Here is a 15,708-nt window from a genome sequence, read left to right as displayed (position 1 = left end):
CGTCGGGTATTGCGTTGTAGGGGCGATTTCAATCGCCAAGCGGACCGCAGGTTCGCCCCTAGAGCAGACAGCTCACTCCTGCTCGTCTTCATCCTCGGCATCGCCGCCGAAGGCGTCAAAACAGCGCAGGGTGTGTTCGCCATCGGTGCCAGCCAGTTTCCAGCAGCCGGTTTCGGCGTCGAAGCGCGCGGCCTGCACGGCGTCCTGGCTGAAGCGCCATTCGCGGCGGGAGCGGCCGTCCATGCATTCGATGCGCAGCAGCTGGGCCTCGGGGTCGCCCGATTGGCCGGCGTCCAGCGCTTCCACCAGCGCTTCGTCCAAGTCGAACTCCCAGGCGTGCAGGTCGTCGATTTCCAGCATGTCGGCGTCGAGCAGGGCGTCCAGCAGGGTTTCGTGGCTCATTGGGGTATCCATCAGTCAGTCGCGAGGCGCTGAATGATATGCCAGGCCGCCGGTCATTGCTCAGTCGAGCTTTCCAGGTACTGCTGGTTTTCCTCGCGGATGCGCCTGGCTTCCTCGTCATAGAGGAAGGGCAGGAACATGTAGCGGCGGCCGGAGGTGACGGGCGTGGCCTCGTGCAACAGCGAACAGGAGAACACCACGGCGCCGCCGGTTGGTGCGTTGTAGAGGCTGCGGCCGAACTCCGGAAAGCGCAGCTGGCCGCCTTCGTACTCGCCGCTGTTGAGGAACAGGGAAACAGCGAAGCGGCGGTGTGCGGTGCCCTTGGTGGTGTTGTCGCGGTGGGGGCGGAAGTGGCCGCCTTCGCTGGCGTCGTAGCACGCCACCAGGTAGCGCTCCATGCGCGTGGCATGGAACTGAAAGGCCTTCTGGATCTCCGGGACCAGCCGCAGGGTGATGCGATGCATGCAGGACTGGCACAGTTGCTGGTCTTCGAGGGCGCAATCGCGGCGGCGCTTGTGATCGTACTTGACCACTTCGACCGTCTTGCCGTCGCGCTCGATCATGTAGCCCGAGTCGGCGCCGCCGTGATGGTCGTAGTAGTCGATCAGCGTCTTGCACAGTTCGGGTTCGAAGATGCGTGGCACCACCAGCACCGGCGCCTGGGGCAGGGCGGGCGCGGCCGGCGGAATGGGTTCCTGGGCCTTTAGCAGGGCGATGAGGGTATCGATATGGCCTTCGCCGCCGGGCAGGATCGGCAGCACGGCGATCACCCGCAGGCGCGCGTCGAGCAGGTAGGTCATCTGGCGGATGGCGCCGTTCTCGCGCTGCACGCCAAACAGGTTGCAGATGCTGCGGTCCATGTCCCAGAAGAAACGGATGCCCGGTAACAGGTCGCGCACGCGCTGTTGTTCCCGGTCGCGCGGGTCGGCGGTCACACCGAAGAAAGCCGCCTGGTCGTCGTCGAAGCATTCGCGGCGGGCCAGCAGGTCGGTCAGCACCCGCGCCGCCGTCGGGTCCGCGGAGGAGCCGAGGAAGCACAGGACGATGTAGCGCCCGGCGGTGGTGTCGAAGGTGAAGCGTTCGCGGCTGGGGGTGCTGCTGGTGAACCAGGGCACCGCTTCGCCCGGGGGCACGGGTGAGTTGCGCTGGGTCATGGTGGTCTCCGTTCGCCTAACCAGAACCTAGTCCAATTGCCGGACGCGTGCCTCCCGGTCCGCCAGACGCGTCTTCGCAGGGCATGACCGGTGCTTTACTCATTCCCAGACGCCCAAGGAGCAACCTGGATGATCCACTACTACGCGCAGGATGGCGGCGTCCTGCACGCCAGCGCTGGCCAGCCCGGCGTGGCCATTCCCCCGGCCACCCTGTGGATCGACCTGATGGACCCCGAACCGGAAGAAGCGGCCTTCATCGGCCGGTCGCTAGGGGTGGAAATTCCCTCTCGCGAGGCCATCGTCGAGATCGAGGAAACCTCGCGTCTCTACCAGCACGCCGGCACCCTCTACATGAACGCCACCCTGGTGAGCGGCCTGCGCGAGCAGCGGCCGATCTCCAGCGACGTGATGTTCGTGGTGGCGCCCGACTACCTGGTAACGGTGCGCTACGCCAACCTGCCGTTCTTCGAATACCTGGAAGACAAGTTCCTCCGCGAGCCTGAAACCCACTCCTCCAGCGAGCAGATCTTCCTGTCCCTGTGCGGCAGCGTGGTGGATCACATCGCCGACATGCTGGAGCTCATGCAGCGCGAACTGGACGAGATGTCCGGTGCGGTGTTCAGCGAGGAGCGTGGTGCCGCGCCGCAGCGCAAGGGCAGCCGGACCGACCTGCAGCAGGTGGTCAAACGCCTGGGTCGCAACAACTCGGGCCTGGTGAAGCTGCGCGAGAGCCTGATCAGCATGGGGCGGGTGCTGGACTATTCGAACGCCTGGTCGGAACTCTGGCTGAGCGAGCCCGGCCTGGACCGTTCGCGCTCCATCGAGCGGGACATCCGCTCCCTGGTGGACTACGTGGCGAAGATGTTCGACGAGATTGCCTTCCTGCTCAGCGCCACCCTGGGGCTGATCGACATCGAGCAGAACAGCATCATCAAGGTGTTCTCCATCGCCGCCGTGCTCTTCCTGCCGCCGACCTTGGTGGGCACGGTGTATGGCATGAACTTCAGGTCCATGCCGGAGCTGGACTGGGCCTTCGGCTACCCGGTGGCGCTGGGCCTGATGGTGGTGTCGGCGATCCTGCCGTACGCCTGGTTCAAGTGGAAAGGCTGGTTCTGATTCAGGGCTTGCCGCGCATGGACCGTCGGCGAGCGCCCGGGTTTCGTAGGTTGGTGTGGGCCACGCCGGTCTGAGCCTGCGAAGCCCAACGATGCGCTGTTGGGCTTCGTTGCGCTCAGACCAACCTAAAGCTCCTCAGTAGTCGTTCTTGCAGCCGGTGCCCCAGACCAGGTACTCGACGGTCTTCGTCTGCATCTGGCTGTCCTCGTAGGTCATGCGCGCCGGCCCCACGCCGCAGAAGGTGGTGAGGTCGGTCATCTGGACCACCCGCGCGATATCCAGGTGCACGCCGTACTCGTACTGGGTGACCGGCGGTGCGTTCTGGTCCGTGGCGGCCAGGGTGACGGTGGAGGCAAGGCTGAGGCTCAAGGCGACGACTAGGGTTTTCATGGTGGGGTTCTCCTGCTGGAGAGTTGGTTTGCGGGGAATGCCCGCGTCTACTGACCGTCAGGCATCGATCGGATGCCCCTGCCGGTGGTCATGCTCGAAAGCACGCCATCCCTGCGGATGAGCGCGTGGTAGAGGGCCGCCGCCAGGTGCGCCAGGATGCTGATGAACAGCAGGTACGCCAGTACAGTGTGGGCCACGCGCAGCGAGGCATAGAGCCGCGCGTCCTGCGGGACGATGGGCGGCAGCAACAGGGAGTCGTGGAGCACCACCGGGTAGTCGCCAGCGGACTGCATGGCCCAGCCCACCAGGGGCAGGGCGATCATCAGGCCGTAGAGCAGCAGGTGGGACAGCTTGGCGATACGTTGCTGCCAGTAGGGCATGTCGCTGGGCAGGGATGGCACCGGACGGGTCAGGCGCACGGCCAGGCGGATCAGCACCAGGACCAGCAACGTCACGCCCAGCGGCTTGTGCAGCGCCACCAGTGCGCTGTGGCGCGGCGACAGGTCGCTCACCATGCTGACGCCGATGAAGAGCATGGCCAGCAGCAGGATCGCCATCAGCCAGTGGAGGACCCGCAGCAGCGGGCTGAAGTGGGTCGGGGTGTTCATTGCTGGACTCCTTGCCCAGTGCCGGGTGCGCCTTCCCGGGTGCGGCGGTTGTAGGACACGGCATAAGCGGCCGAACGTGCGGCGAGGATCGGGTCGTCCGAGACCTGGATGCCGTCGGGCAGTACCGTCGGGTCGTAGTTGATGTCGCGGCAGGCGCCACTGTCCTGCGGCTCGGCGCTTTCCACGACCAGGGTGCCGGCATCCACCTGGCGGCGGTCGGCCGGCCACTGGCGGGTCGCGTCATGGGTGGGGTCGCCGGGTTCGGCGAGGGTCAGCATCAGGTGCCAGCGCAATGGACCCCGCGCCAGGCGTTGTTGCAGGTCGTGGCTGAGGAAATTCGCGTCGGTGCCGGCGGCGCCCAGGGGCTCGAAGGGTGTCTCCGGTTGAACCGACCAGCGCACGAAGTGGCCATTGCCGGCAGCGTCCACCAGACGGAAGGCGTTGATGCCGTTGTAGGCGACGTTGGCAAAACTGTTGCTGGGCTTGGCGCTCTGCGACCACTGGCGGAAGGCGGCGCTTTCCGGATGGGCGGCGAAGAAGGCCTGCATCTTTGCCGGGTCCGGCTTGCCGGTGGCGGGATCGGGACGGGCGGCCAGTACCTGCTCGTAGAAGGCTTCCGGGGTAGCCACCGGCAGCACCGGTGGCGTGTTCATGCCGGTGCGCCACTGCTCGCCGCCGGGCAACTGGAACAGCAGCGCCATGCTGCGGGTGGGTACGCCGGCATCCGGCGCATGGGGATTGCTGCCGCCGATGGCCAGGCGGCCGATCACCGGCACCGTGCCGGGGGCGAAGACGGAGGCGCGGGACAGTTGCGCAGCCTGGCCGTTGCTCTCGAAGTGGCCGGCAATGCAGATGCCTTTCGCGTGGTTCTTGCGGTAGCCGGGGAACTTGCCGGCGTTGGCCTCGAAGGCGTCGATGATCCGCTGCGGCGTCAGGTGCTCGCCGCCGATCCAGCCGCCGGCGTAGGCGAAGGCGGCTGCCAGTCCGCCAGTGGCGAGGCCGATTACGGCCAGCCGTGCCGCCAGGTCGATCCCCTTGGGTGGTGCCTTGCTCATGCGATACTCCCGGGCGAAATGCCCTTGTCCATGAGCCGGTGAGACGCAGGTACCGGGGCTTTATTCCCGGTCGGGAATAAAATCCCGCCTCGCACGTCTTCCCGTCGCACCCTTGGCAAGAGCGGCACAACACCTGGCTATGAACATGATCGAAGACGCGGAACTGCGGGAGTTATTACAGAGGCTGCGACGTTTCGCGCTGTGGCTGACGCGCAATGCGAGCAGCGCCGACGACCTGGTCCAGGCGACGCTGGAGCGGGCGCTGTCGCGCTGGAGCAGCAAGGGCGACGGCAACCTCCGCGCCTGGCTGTTCGCCATCCTCTACCGGCAGTTCCTCGACGGCCAGCGGCGGGCCCGTCGCCACGCGCGGCTGCTGGAAATATTCGGCGGCCGCACCGAGGAAGCGCCCTCCACTGAGGAGCTGGTGGTCAACCAGGCCACCCTCGAGGCGTTCGGCCGGCTGCCGGCGGAGCAGCGCGCGCTCCTGCTCCTGGTGAGCGTGGAGGGGCTCAGCTACAAAGAGGCCGCCGATACCCTCGGCATTCCCATCGGCACCGTGATGTCCAGGCTGTCCCGCGCGCGCAAGGCGCTGCGTGAGCTGGCCGAGGGCGAGATGTCCAACCCTCATCTGCGGGTACTCAAATGAACGCATTCCATCCCAGCGAAGATGACCTGCACGCCTACCTCGACGGCCAGCTCGACGCCGAGCAGAGCAAGGCGGTGGAAGCCTATCTGGCGGCCAATCCGGAAGCGGCCGCACGGGTGGAGGCCTGGCGGCGGGATGCCCAGATGCTCCGCGTGGCCCTGGCCAATCCGGGCCTGGCGCCCAACCCGCGCCTCGACCCGGTGGCCATCCGGGCTTCACTGCGTGCGCGCAAGCAGCGTCGCCTGGCCCTGGCGGCATCCTTCGTCCTGGCGCTCGGTGCGGGCGGCCTGGGCGGCTGGCAAGCGCGGGACATGAGCCTGCTGGCGGCCAATCCACCGATGCAGGATGCCCTCCAGGCTCACCGCCTGTTCGCCGCCAGCCCGGTGGTCGACATCCGCGCCAGGCAGCCCGGCGAACTCCAGGCGTGGCTGGATCAGCGCTTCAGCCATGCAGCGCGGATACCCGACCTCAGCCCCTACGGCTTCACCCCGGTAGGTGGCCGCTGGCTGGTGACCGAACAGGGCGCAGCGGCGTTGCTCCTGTTCGAAGACAACCAGGGACAACGGGTCAGCCTGTATCTGCGCGCGCCGGGCTCGCTGTACCCGAGCATGAAGCAGGGCCAGCGCCGGGACGGCGAGCTGGAGGCCAGGTACTGGTCCAGGAATGGCTACAACTACGCCCTGGTGAGCAGGGAAGGGGACCCGCGCGGCGACGTGCTGGGGCGGGCGTTGGCGTTTTGAGGGGCGTCCGACGTTCAGGTCCGCAATGCGGTCCACGCTCGTCTGTGGGGGCGGCCCATGCGAGTGTCGGTGGGAACGCTCGGTGCTCGCGGGCGTTACAATGGCGCCAGCGCTGATCCCTCCGGATCGGGCATACCCGGAGCCAGCTTCGAATGTTCACCCTTGCAAACCTGGACACATCGCCGCCCGAATCCCTGAAGAGCCAGGTTCTACAAATGGTGGTGGACTATTTCAGCGACATCAGCCCGGTGTCGCTGACGCCTAGCAATCCGCTCTATCAGTTGTATCAGTACGTGATTGGCTACGAGGTACATCTGTATCTGCAGGCCATGGACAGCTCTCTGGATAGCACTGCGCGGTTGATCCTGGCCCTGGATGATGAAGATCCCTCCCAGGTGCTGGGTTTTGCCCTGTATCTGCCGAGCCAGGATGATGCCGAGGCCTGCACTCTCGCCTATATCGCCGTCAAGGCCAGCCACCGCCGACGCGGTATTGCCCGAGCGATGTTGCAGCGGATGGTCAAGCATCGGCCCCACGTTGAACTGGCCTGCGTGGCGAACAAGGTGCCTACCTTTGAATCGATGGGGTTTCAGGTACTGGCAGTGCAGGGGCCGCACGTGCTGCTGAACACCCGCGACCACCGCTCGGACGGCATGGTGGCGGTGCAGGATCTGACCCCGATATTCCAATCCAAGGAAGTGCGGCAGATCCACGCCTACCTGGTGCAGCAACACGGCAAGAAGGCCATGAGCGAGGCCGAGAACAAACGCGACCGCCTGCTCGATCATATGGCCCATCAGGCTCAGGCATTGGTGAAAGAGCGCTTCCCTACGATTCACTGACCACCAAAGGGGCTGACAGGTACTCAAACTCCTTGCCCGGCAGGCGTCACCAGCAACTTCATTTCAGGCCCGGATAGATGGGTGGTGATACTGGGGCAATGGATGGGGCGGCAGTCTTCAGGTGGACGTCTAGGCTGATGGGTGCCCCACCCTCTTAGGGGGCATCGGCGCCTCTGGCAGGTTGAACCTCTGTCGGAGGCGCTTTCATTTCGGGCGGCATCATCCACGGTTTCACTTTCTCGGATTTGCTCACCTGGCCGAGAGGGCCCTGATGCCGAGCATTCACCCGTCAGTCGTGAGTCACCGCAGCGCCTTGATCCGCTTCAGGACCAGGACCAGGGCGAATCCTATGCCTCTTTCGTATTCAGTCTTGTGCAGGCTGGGTGAGGTGGTGGCGCCGGCTTTCCTGAGTTCTCTGACCAGGTCGAACAATTCCATGAGTGCCGGGCGGCCAACGGGTGAGGCGATTGCTTCGTTGATCAATGTTTCGAGCATCGCTGGCAGATCACTGACGCACGTGCCTTCTCGGGTGACGACTTCCTTGGCCATCACCAGGCCTGCAGCGTGCTGTTGGGTGGGCTTTTTCATGATGTTCTCCAGAGGAGTATCACTTCTTAGACAGCCAGCGGCCGGAGGCGATCAAACTGATTCCTGTGTCAGGCCGCTGCGAGCAGGGGGCGATTACCTATTGACCGGTCAGCGGCGCAATAACGCATACGGCCCGGGGCACCCTGTGCTGTTCGGAAAGGGCAGGGTGGTCAGGTGTTAGTCGGCTTCATCGGATGTGCTCGCCGAACGGTGGAGGGTCGTTCCAAGGCTTTAGTAAGGCCAGCGATACAGGAGCAATCTCGATATCGCCATCTGCGATCAACCTTGCTCCATAAGGCGCAATCAGACTGATAGCTGTCAGATGGCCGATTGACAGTATCGGAGGAGTTGTAACAAAGTATTTCCATTGGATGGAGAAGGTGAAAGCCGCAACAGGATCCGTCTCGGCTCTACCACTCGTCACGCTCATACCCGTGACAGCGCTACGCTTGGTTCCCGCTTCGCGAAACCGTTAGCTATTCACGTAGTTTCCAACTCTTTGGCGCCCTTCGCCGATTTCGTTCCCTGACAATTTGATTACAGGGGTCTATGGCGAGGAGTGGCTGATGTACCTTCCGAAAGATGCGTCAAGGGCACGGCTGCGCGAAGCAGAAATTGCGAGTAGGAATTTCGCGGAACTGGCAACTGCCTTATCAAAAGGGGAAGTCACTCGACGCGACTTCATCAAATGGGGCCTGGCGACTTCCAGTGGCTTGCTGGTTCCCGTACACGGCTTGACTCCCTTCTCCAGCAGCGCCTATGCGACGACGTTAGGCATCCCCACGGGGTTGTCACCCAGCCCGCTGTTCGGCGTGCAACCTTTCACCCAACCGATGCCACGCTTCGATGTACTGCCCCGCAAGGCATTCACCTTCGGAGCGGGCGTGATGAATCCCATTCCGGCGTTCCCGGGAACGCCAGGCCCTGACCCGACCGAACAGGCCAACACCACGCAGCAACCGGTGCCCGCCGTGTTGGGTGGCGGCACCGGCCCCATCGAGGGGCGGCCACCGGGACCGATCTGGGCCCACCAGCACTGGAACGATTTTCCACCCAAGGTGACGGTCGAGGTCACCCAGGAAGGTGCCAAGCCCAACACCGTCTACAACCCCGGCGTGCCTTCGGAACTGAACTCCGGGATCGACCCGGCGCACGCACTGCGCCCGGCGTTCCACCCCGACTTGCCGGACCAGGGGCCGCTGGCGTTATGGACCTTCAACGGCACCCTGCCGCCCAAGCTGCTGGTCGGCCGATACCACGAGCACATCCTGTTGCGGCACCACAACCGCCTGCCGGAGGACCCGACGCAGAACGGCGGCTTCGGTATTCACACCATCACCACCCACGAGCACAACGGTCACCACGGCGCGGAGAACGACGGATTCACCGGAGCCTATTTCTTCCCCGGCGAGTTCTACGACTACCACTACCCGATCTGCCACGGCGGCTACTTCAGCATCAACCAGGGCGCCAACGACCCGCGTTGCGGTTCGCCCAACGATGCCGGTGGTATCGAAAACCTGCAGGGTGACTACCACGAAACCATGAGCACCCACTGGTTCCACGACCACATGTTCAGCTTCACCTCGCAAAACGTGTACAAGGGCAACGCCGGGATGTTCAACATCTACAGCAGCCTCGATCGCGGTAACGAGGAGATCGACGACGGCGTGAACCTGCGCCTGCCCAGTGGCTCGGCCAAGTCGTACGGCAATCTCGACTACGACGTGAACCTGATGCTCGCGGACAAGGCCTGGGACCAGGACGGCCAACTGGCGATGGATATCTTCGACTTCGACGGATTCCTTGGCGATGTGATGACGGTGAACCTGGTCTACAAGCCGTTCTTCGAAGTGGAGCGGCGCAAGTACCGCTTCCGCATCCTCAACGCGGCGGTGGCTCGCTTCTTCAAGCTGGCCCTGAGCGACGCCTCGCCGATGGTCCAGATCGCCAATGACGGTAACCTGCTGCCAACTCCGGTGACGCTCACGACCCTCGACGAAATGGGCATCGCCGAGCGCTACGACATCGTCATCGACTTCTCCCGTTATTCCATCGGGAGCAAGGTCTGGATGGTCAATCTCGCCGAGCACGAAAACGGCCGTAGGCCCATTCAGGACCTCTCGCTGCGCGATGCGATGTCGGGCGCGTCCACCGACCCGTGCGTCGGTCGCTTCCTGGAGTTCCGCATCGTTCGCGATCCGGCTCGGCCCGATGTCAGCCAGGTACCGGACCAACTGATCCAGAACCCGGACCTGACGAAGATCCCGGTGGCAGCCGAGCGCACCTTCGTATTCGGTCGTGGCGCCACCCAGACCTCCAGCGACCCCATCTCGTCGTTCGTTGGTCCATGGGGCATCGGGACCGATGGCGGCGGCAAGCTTGACGCGGACTTTGGCCGCATCTCGGCGGCCCCTCGCTTTGGCACTCGCGAGATATGGACGCTGAGGAACGGCGGTGCGGGCTGGGACCACCCGATTCATATCCATTTCGAAGAGGGCCAGATCCTCGCTCGCAACGGCCGGCCAGACAACGTCCCGGCCTGGGAACGCGGCCGCAAGGATGTCTATCGCCTGCACCCGGGTACCAGCGTCACCCTCACCATGCAGTTCCGGGATTTCGGCGGGATGTTCATGGAGCACTGTCACAACACCACCCACGAAGACAACGCCATGCTTCTGCGTTGGGAAATCGACGACGCCGGTGGCGCGTTCCTGCGTCCGCTGCCAACGCCGATCCCGACACCTCAGGGAGTGCGCTTCGTGGACCCGACCGAGGTCCTGCCGACGGCCTTTCGATAGGAGCACAGCATGAACATCCTGCATGGAAGAATTCCGCCAGCGCTGCTGGCATTCGCCGGGTTGGTGGCAGTCCTGGAGTCCAGTAGTGCGGCCTCCTCGCGCAGCTTCGAACGTCGCACGGATGTGCGGACGGTCCCCATCGCCGGCACCTTGGCAGGCAAAACCGAGGACATCGACATCAACGGGGTCGCGCGCATCATCTCCACCGCGTTCGTCGATGACGACCCGGGCGCGCCGCCGGGGGTATTCCTGCTCATCGACTTTATCGAGGCGACCGGCGTCGGCCAGCAGAGCGGGACGCTCTTTCTGGTTCATGGCGAGAACCAGGTGCTCCGTTTACTCATCGCGAGCGACGTGGTGGAGCTGACGTTCCCCATCTCGCCAGCGAACGCCAAGAAGTCTGCGGCCACGGAGTCGGTGCTGGCCACTTTTCAATTGACCTACAACGTAGGCCAGGGCCAGTTGATCGCTGCTAGCGCCAGCTTCTCCACGCCGGGGCTCTAGGAAAGGGGGGATAGAGGTTTGAGGGGGGCGATCCGTTGCTTCGGTGCGGATCGCCTTTCTCGATCTCACAGCAGTGCGGGGAATACCGTCCCGCAGCGCCGAGTTGTCCAGGATGATTTCGGCAATCACCTGGGTCGTATGCAGTCGCGCGTCCAGGCGAGTCACCAGCGCCTGCAGTCGGCGTTGTTCGTGATCGATGCTCATGCCGACACCTCCTTGCCGTCTTCGATAAAGACCGGCAAATCCCGCCAGGCCACCCACAACTCCCGCTGCCAACTCACCACACCCAGCTGCCGGCTGGCCCAGCTGATAAAGGCCCGTCGCGGTTCGGCACTCGGGACCCGGTGATAGTCGTGCAGCGTCGGCACCAGGACCTCGCTCAGCCAGCGGCTGATCTCGGCAGACGTGGGCCGGGCGAAGCGAAACAGCGCCTTGTAGGCACCGGCATCGCTGATGGCGTCCACTTCTTCGTGGAAGTCGTCGGTATACGCGAGCAAGACGGTGCGCTTCTCGAAACGCTCCAGGGCCTGAAGCAAGCGGCGGGAATTGCGGATGCCCATCAGCTCGGCAAAATCGTGGGCGACGAACCAGGGCTGGTTGTCGATCATCACGGCGTGCAGCCGTTGGGCGTGGTGATAGAAAACGTTGGGGGTGTATGCGTCGTGCATGGTGGAACTCCTGTTGCTTGGATTGAGGAGCTGCCACCAGACGTCGCCAAACGAAGGGTGGCAGACCGCGCGGGGTTGGCGAACCGGGCAACAGGAGCCGGCAGACCCGAGGGTCTCCCCGCGCGATCTGCCATGAAACGGTGCAACTAAAAGCTGCACATGTGCAAAGGCCTGCAAAAAACGTTCGCCGTTTTTCGCATGCACCTTGTGGCGCAATCGCGCCTGTTGCTACTGGGTCGCCAAACCCGGCCACGGGATTGACCGTGGCCGGGGCAGGATAGGGATGGGGACGCGGGAGGGCAAGGGGAGGGGATTAGCTATGGGGCGGCTTATGACCCATAGTTGGCACCTGCAAGCGGTAGCAATCAGCCAGAGGCAGTCGCCGAGTGGGAGTTGCTACACAAGCAAGGGCGATTCATGAATTAGCAAAGAGTCTTCACTGCGATTTGCGCGGCCCCCATGGCTACTAGGTCTTCCACATCATGAACCGTCCGGATCTCACAGCCAGCTAACATACTTGGAATGGCCAAGGCGTCAATTTGAGCTTGTGCTTCAGTCCAATACCCAGGAAGCCAGAGTGCGCCTCCTCCAACTGAGAGCCTATGAGGATTGAATAAATTAATTAATCCTCCGAGAACACCGCCGAGGGCGTGGCCACCTTGAGAAATCACATCTAATGCGGCTTGATTGCCTTGATGGCCTAACAGGGCCAATTGGTTACCATCGACACCAAGCCGATTGGCCATATAGCGCCCGCCGGCAACCTCATCAAGCCTGAGCCACTGCGAGACCGATGTCTGTATCGGCCAGTATCCTAGCTCGCCTGCCCAACCATGTGCTCCTAGAAGCTGGTGCCCGTTGACCATAATGCCGCAACCTATAGCAGTACCGGCCATGACTGCGATGGCTGTGCTGTCGATCGGTAAGTCAAGTGCAGTAGCGTGAAGTGCTGCCTTCGCATCGTTCACTAATGAAATTCTGCTAATTCGGGAATCAAGTAGAGTCCTCGCACTCCATCCAATAAGTCCCGGCAAAACATCACAAGCAGCAACTGAGTCATTCTCGATTAGACCCGGTATCGCTATGCCAATAACACATCCTGGCTCTGTGTGCGCATCGATAAAACTCTTCAATATCTTAGTGAGATCGGCCGCACCGAACATCGGTCCTGTATCAAATCGGAACGAATGATTCCGGTATCTAATTAATAGCTTGGTACCTCCAAGATCTACTCCGACAGCTGATTGAAAGGGAAGAGTTTTCATGGTTACCTCAGTAGATCTACTTAATCCCTCATGCGCTTCTAACTAAGCTGGCTAGACCAGCAGCAGACTTAGTTTTGGCCTCTACGCAATCTTCATACGTTGCGGCAATCGATCATCCAGGAAGTCGAATAGTCGGCGTCAGCCGATGCGCTGGCGCTGATCTTCTTGCATGGCCAGCCATATCTGCAGATCCCGCCATGATCTACCTTGGTGCGCCTTCGAGCTTGGTCCGCATTCGGGATATTGCTTGACGCCACAGCTGCCGCGCAACGGCGCTGAAGCCAACCTGTCAATGGATGCGGCATTCATCGATTGCCGGCGTCTGTTCATGGCCAATCGAGGGGTGTGGGACGGAATTCTTTCTGCTGGGCCGCAAGTATCATTCGCTCATTCCGAGGCGGACATTGATCGTTACCTCGAAGTCGCCAGCGCCTTTATTGCCGAACTCTTTGAGTAAGTAACAGATAATGCACCTGAAAGACCTTCAGTTGGCCAAATCCGCCGACCGCCTCCTCAATCACGGTCCCACCTCACTGGTAACTTTCGAGCATGGTGGCGTGCGCAACATGATGGCTGCCTCGTGGGCCATGCCGCTGGACTTCGATCCACCGAAGGTATTGCTGGTTTTAGATGGCAGCACTTTCAGCCGCCCGCTGCTGGAGGGTTCAGGCAGCTTCGTGCTCAACCTGCCCTCTCGCGTGCAGGCGGAAGTGACTTTAGCAGTGGGCTCGTTCAGCGGGAGGGAGGTCGACAAACTCGCCCGCTTCGGTATTGGCGAGGCACGTGCCAAGGTGATCCAGGCGCCTATCGTCCCCGACTCTCTGGCGTATCTGGAGTGCCGTGTAATTCAGGAGCCGCACATACAGAAACGCTATGACCTGTTCATTGCTGAAGTCGTGGCTGCGTATGCAGACGGGCGAGCGTTCAGCAACGGTCGCTGGTATTTCCCGAATGAAGAGCTGCGCACGATTAACTACTCCGGGGGAGGCACGTTCTACCCAACAGGTGCTCCGTTCAGCCTCAGCTGAAGTCATTGCCGAGGCTTGCAGTTGTGAGTTTTTGAGGAATGACCGCTTCTGGCCGATTCTGTTGAAAAAGTAGCTGCCGCCCCATGCCGCCGGCAGAATCGCACGCTCAGTGAGCATGGGGGCAGGCAGCATGATGGGGCAGTTACCGGGAGGACAGGCGCGCCTGTTCTACTCGTTCAACCTGGAAGAGCACGTCCCAGTCCAACACCTCCTGCGCAGCATCGATCAGTGCCTGGATCTCAGTGACCTGCGTGCTCACCTGGCCGACTTCTACAGTCCCATCGATTGATCCGGAGTTGATGGTGCGCATGCTGGTGGTCGGCTACTGCTACGGCATCCGTTCCGAGCGGCGGTTGTGTGAAGAGGTGCACCTGAACCTGGCCTATCGTTGGTTCTGCCGCCTGGGCCTGGAAGACGAAGTGCCCAATCACTCGACCTTCTCGAAGAATCGCCACGGCCGCTTCCGTGACAGCGGCCTGTTCCGCTGGTTGTTCAATGAGGTGCTCCGGCGCTGCATGACCGCTGGGCTGATCAAGGGCGAAGGCTTCGCCGTCGACGCCAGCATCATCAAGGCGGATGCCAGCCGGCAACGTGGCGTAGCGGGCGATGAGGTCGACTGGCGCGATCCGGCGCTCAGCAGCCGCGCCGTGCGCGAGTACCTCGAAGCCCTTGATGAAGAGGCGCTGGCCGAAGCCCTGCCCAAGAAAATTTCACTCACCGATCCGCAGTCCCGGTGGACCGCCGCGCTAGGTGGCCCGGCCTACTTTGCCTACTCCACGAATTACCTGATCGACACCGAGCACGGCGTGATCCTGGATGTGGAAGCCACCCCGGCGCATCGGACTGCCGAAGTCGAGTCGACCAAAACGATGGTCGAGCGCGTCGAAGCGCACTTCGACCTCACACCGGAACGCCTGATCGGCGATACCGCCTATGGCACGGCCCCGATGCTGGCCTGGATGGTCGAAGAGAAGAACATCGCGCCGCATGTGCCGGTGTGGGACAAGACCGAACGCAAGGACGACAGTCTCTCCAGCAACGACTTTCACTGGAATCAGGAGGCCAAGGAATACCGCTGCCCAGCCGGCAAACCGCTACGCAGTGAATGGCGCGCCTTCACCCAACCGAGAACCCGGGTGACCAAGGCCAACACCATCATCTACCGCTCCAGCCAAGCCGACTGCGCCACCTGCCCGCTGAAAGCCAAGTGCTGTCCCAATACGCCGAATCGGAAGATCGTCCGCAGTATCCATGAGGCGGCTCGCGACGTGGCTCGACGCATCGCCAAGACACCGGAGTACCTCGTCTCTCGCTGCGAGCGCAAGAAGGTGGAGATGCTGTTCGCCCACCTCAAACGGATCATGAAACTCGACCGTTTACGGCTGCGTGGCCTGACCGGCGCCACCGACGAATTCACCTTGGCCGCGACGGTGCAAAACCTGCGACGCATGGCCAAGCTCATGCCTCACGGGCCACCGATCACGGGATAGGTACGCCTGCTGCGAGCAGAAACCCTCGAATTAACCCGCAAACCTGAGCCCGGTGGCTCAGTGAAACGCCGAAAGGCAACTTGAAGTGGCTTGCAGCCACCTCGAAAGCTGGCGCACCTGGCCGACTGGCTGTCGCAGAACCGCCTTTTTCAACACAATCGGCCGAAAGCAGACCTAATTCCTAACCACAGGCTTCAACGCAGCGATCTGCTCCCCACTTCCACCTTCAGTTGCGGTCTTTCTCGCTAACCCGCCTGCCAACACCAACGTCTTCCTCGATCAGACTGCCGATCGTTGGGCTTCGCTTCACTCTGCGCCAACCTGCGGGAGTGCGTGGGTGTCATGTGCGGGCAAATGGAACCCGCCGTTGAGGCGGGTCGAATGGTATCCAGTCCATGTGGGAGCGAATTC

16 protein-coding genes and 1 pseudogene are annotated in these 15,708 nt (G+C 62.6%); 9 read left to right on the top strand and 8 right to left on the bottom strand.

Going from position 1 to position 15,708, the window contains the following annotated elements; genetic code table 11:
- Positions 1-72 precede the first annotated feature (72 nt).
- Both E8E91_RS02800 and E8E91_RS02795 read right to left on the bottom strand, forming a co-directional pair.
- Positions 73-402 carry a DUF5629 family protein gene (locus tag E8E91_RS02800; RefSeq protein ID WP_280374503.1) on the bottom strand — a complete coding sequence of 110 codons (330 nt, stop codon included), beginning with the start codon at positions 400-402 and terminating at the stop codon, positions 73-75.
- 53 nt (positions 403-455) lie between these two features.
- Entirely contained in the window at positions 456-1,556 is a 1,101-nt protein-coding gene (locus E8E91_RS02795; RefSeq protein ID WP_280374502.1) for a 2OG-Fe(II) oxygenase, read from the bottom strand.
- A gap of 129 nt (positions 1,557-1,685) precedes the next feature.
- On the opposite strand from E8E91_RS02795, the gene E8E91_RS02790 reads away from it, so the two are divergent.
- Complete coding sequence (locus E8E91_RS02790) at positions 1,686-2,672, top strand: magnesium transporter CorA family protein (protein ID WP_190834086.1); 987 nt, start codon at positions 1,686-1,688, stop codon at positions 2,670-2,672.
- A 135-nt stretch (positions 2,673-2,807) separates the two neighbouring features.
- On the opposite strand, the gene E8E91_RS02785 is transcribed toward E8E91_RS02790, so the two are convergent.
- From E8E91_RS02785 to E8E91_RS02775, 3 genes are read right to left on the bottom strand one after another with little or no spacing between them, the layout of a single operon-like run.
- Entirely contained in the window at positions 2,808-3,062 is a 255-nt protein-coding gene (locus tag E8E91_RS02785) for a DUF2790 domain-containing protein (protein ID WP_190834084.1), read from the bottom strand.
- 47 nt (positions 3,063-3,109) lie between these two features.
- Positions 3,110-3,670, bottom strand: a complete 561-nt coding sequence (locus E8E91_RS02780; protein WP_280374501.1) for a cytochrome b/b6 domain-containing protein — start codon at positions 3,668-3,670, stop codon at positions 3,110-3,112.
- Positions 3,667-4,725, bottom strand: coding sequence for a catalase family peroxidase (locus E8E91_RS02775; protein WP_280374500.1), 1,059 nt, complete (start codon positions 4,723-4,725; stop codon positions 3,667-3,669). The genes E8E91_RS02780 and E8E91_RS02775 overlap by 4 nt, the downstream gene beginning before the upstream one ends.
- A 139-nt stretch (positions 4,726-4,864) precedes the next feature.
- On the opposite strand from E8E91_RS02775, the gene E8E91_RS02770 reads away from it, so the two are divergent.
- The 3 genes from E8E91_RS02770 to E8E91_RS02760 all read left to right on the top strand — a co-directional run bounded on the left by E8E91_RS02770 (position 4,865) and on the right by E8E91_RS02760 (position 6,953).
- Positions 4,865-5,371, top strand: coding sequence for a sigma-70 family RNA polymerase sigma factor (locus E8E91_RS02770; RefSeq protein WP_280374499.1), 507 nt, complete (start codon positions 4,865-4,867; stop codon positions 5,369-5,371).
- Positions 5,368-6,111, top strand: a complete 744-nt coding sequence (locus E8E91_RS02765) for an anti-sigma factor (protein WP_280374498.1) — start codon at positions 5,368-5,370, stop codon at positions 6,109-6,111. Before E8E91_RS02770 ends, E8E91_RS02765 begins: the two co-directional genes overlap by 4 nt.
- A gap of 152 nt (positions 6,112-6,263) precedes the next feature.
- Positions 6,264-6,953 carry a GNAT family N-acetyltransferase gene (locus E8E91_RS02760; protein ID WP_280374497.1) on the top strand — a complete coding sequence of 230 codons (690 nt, stop codon included), beginning with the start codon at positions 6,264-6,266 and terminating at the stop codon, positions 6,951-6,953.
- Positions 6,954-7,253: 300 nt separating this feature from the next.
- Here the strand turns inward: E8E91_RS02760 and E8E91_RS02755 are convergent, their stop codons facing one another.
- On the bottom strand, positions 7,254-7,541 hold the full coding sequence (locus E8E91_RS02755; protein WP_280374496.1) for a hypothetical protein: 288 nt from the start codon (positions 7,539-7,541) through the stop codon (positions 7,254-7,256).
- Between the two features lie 713 nt (positions 7,542-8,254).
- Between E8E91_RS02755 and E8E91_RS02750 the strand changes: the two genes are divergently transcribed.
- Positions 8,255-10,342 carry a multicopper oxidase domain-containing protein gene (locus E8E91_RS02750; RefSeq protein WP_280374495.1) on the top strand — a complete coding sequence of 696 codons (2,088 nt, stop codon included), beginning with the start codon at positions 8,255-8,257 and terminating at the stop codon, positions 10,340-10,342.
- Positions 10,343-10,351: 9 nt separating this feature from the next.
- The gene (locus E8E91_RS02745) at positions 10,352-10,846 is read left to right on the top strand and encodes a hypothetical protein (protein ID WP_280374494.1); all 495 of its coding nucleotides are present in this window, start codon (positions 10,352-10,354) and stop codon (positions 10,844-10,846) included.
- Between the two features lie 200 nt (positions 10,847-11,046).
- Here E8E91_RS02745 and E8E91_RS02740 read toward each other — a convergent pair whose 3' ends face one another.
- Together E8E91_RS02740 and E8E91_RS02735 are read right to left on the bottom strand one after the other, a co-directional pair.
- Entirely contained in the window at positions 11,047-11,514 is a 468-nt protein-coding gene (locus E8E91_RS02740) for a BRO family protein (protein WP_280374493.1), read from the bottom strand.
- 422 nt (positions 11,515-11,936) lie between these two features.
- Positions 11,937-12,779, bottom strand: coding sequence for an ROK family protein (locus E8E91_RS02735; RefSeq protein ID WP_280374492.1), 843 nt, complete (start codon positions 12,777-12,779; stop codon positions 11,937-11,939).
- 247 nt (positions 12,780-13,026) lie between these two features.
- Here E8E91_RS02735 and E8E91_RS02730 point away from each other — a divergent pair, with 247 nt between their 5' ends.
- The 3 genes and pseudogenes from E8E91_RS02730 (at position 13,027) to E8E91_RS02720 (ending at position 15,297) form a co-directional block, all read left to right on the top strand.
- Positions 13,027-13,236 carry a hypothetical protein gene (locus tag E8E91_RS02730; protein ID WP_280374491.1) on the top strand — a complete coding sequence of 70 codons (210 nt, stop codon included), beginning with the start codon at positions 13,027-13,029 and terminating at the stop codon, positions 13,234-13,236.
- A gap of 10 nt (positions 13,237-13,246) precedes the next feature.
- Positions 13,247-13,807 carry a flavin reductase family protein gene (locus E8E91_RS02725; protein ID WP_280374490.1) on the top strand — a complete coding sequence of 187 codons (561 nt, stop codon included), beginning with the start codon at positions 13,247-13,249 and terminating at the stop codon, positions 13,805-13,807.
- 130 nt (positions 13,808-13,937) lie between these two features.
- Positions 13,938-15,297: pseudogene (locus E8E91_RS02720) on the top strand (IS1182 family transposase).
- Positions 15,298-15,708: the final 411 nt, after the last annotated feature.

The organism is Pseudomonas sp. BN515, assembly GCF_029873155.1.
GTDB lineage: Bacteria > Pseudomonadota > Gammaproteobacteria > Pseudomonadales > Pseudomonadaceae > Metapseudomonas.
The sequence above is the reverse complement of the archived record's forward strand: the minus strand, read 5'-3'. Positions and strand labels throughout refer to the sequence as shown.

Excerpts from the sequence above, each read along its gene's own strand:
- E8E91_RS02800 (WP_280374503.1), bottom strand. The coding sequence starts at position 402 with ATGAGCCACGAAACCCTGCTGGACGCCCTGCTCGACGCCGACATGCTG.
- E8E91_RS02795 (WP_280374502.1), bottom strand. The coding sequence starts at position 1,556 with ATGACCCAGCGCAACTCACCCGTGCCCCCGGGCGAAGCGGTGCCCTGG.
- E8E91_RS02790 (WP_190834086.1), top strand. The coding sequence starts at position 1,686 with ATGATCCACTACTACGCGCAGGATGGCGGCGTCCTGCACGCCAGCGCT.
- E8E91_RS02785 (WP_190834084.1), bottom strand. The coding sequence starts at position 3,062 with ATGAAAACCCTAGTCGTCGCCTTGAGCCTCAGCCTTGCCTCCACCGTC.
- E8E91_RS02780 (WP_280374501.1), bottom strand. The coding sequence starts at position 3,670 with ATGAACACCCCGACCCACTTCAGCCCGCTGCTGCGGGTCCTCCACTGG.
- E8E91_RS02775 (WP_280374500.1), bottom strand. The coding sequence starts at position 4,725 with ATGAGCAAGGCACCACCCAAGGGGATCGACCTGGCGGCACGGCTGGCC.
- E8E91_RS02770 (WP_280374499.1), top strand. The coding sequence starts at position 4,865 with ATGAACATGATCGAAGACGCGGAACTGCGGGAGTTATTACAGAGGCTG.
- E8E91_RS02765 (WP_280374498.1), top strand. The coding sequence starts at position 5,368 with ATGAACGCATTCCATCCCAGCGAAGATGACCTGCACGCCTACCTCGAC.
- E8E91_RS02760 (WP_280374497.1), top strand. The coding sequence starts at position 6,264 with ATGTTCACCCTTGCAAACCTGGACACATCGCCGCCCGAATCCCTGAAG.
- E8E91_RS02755 (WP_280374496.1), bottom strand. The coding sequence starts at position 7,541 with ATGAAAAAGCCCACCCAACAGCACGCTGCAGGCCTGGTGATGGCCAAG.
- E8E91_RS02745 (WP_280374494.1), top strand. The coding sequence starts at position 10,352 with ATGAACATCCTGCATGGAAGAATTCCGCCAGCGCTGCTGGCATTCGCC.
- E8E91_RS02740 (WP_280374493.1), bottom strand. The coding sequence starts at position 11,514 with ATGCACGACGCATACACCCCCAACGTTTTCTATCACCACGCCCAACGG.
- E8E91_RS02735 (WP_280374492.1), bottom strand. The coding sequence starts at position 12,779 with ATGAAAACTCTTCCCTTTCAATCAGCTGTCGGAGTAGATCTTGGAGGT.
- E8E91_RS02725 (WP_280374490.1), top strand. The coding sequence starts at position 13,247 with ATGCACCTGAAAGACCTTCAGTTGGCCAAATCCGCCGACCGCCTCCTC.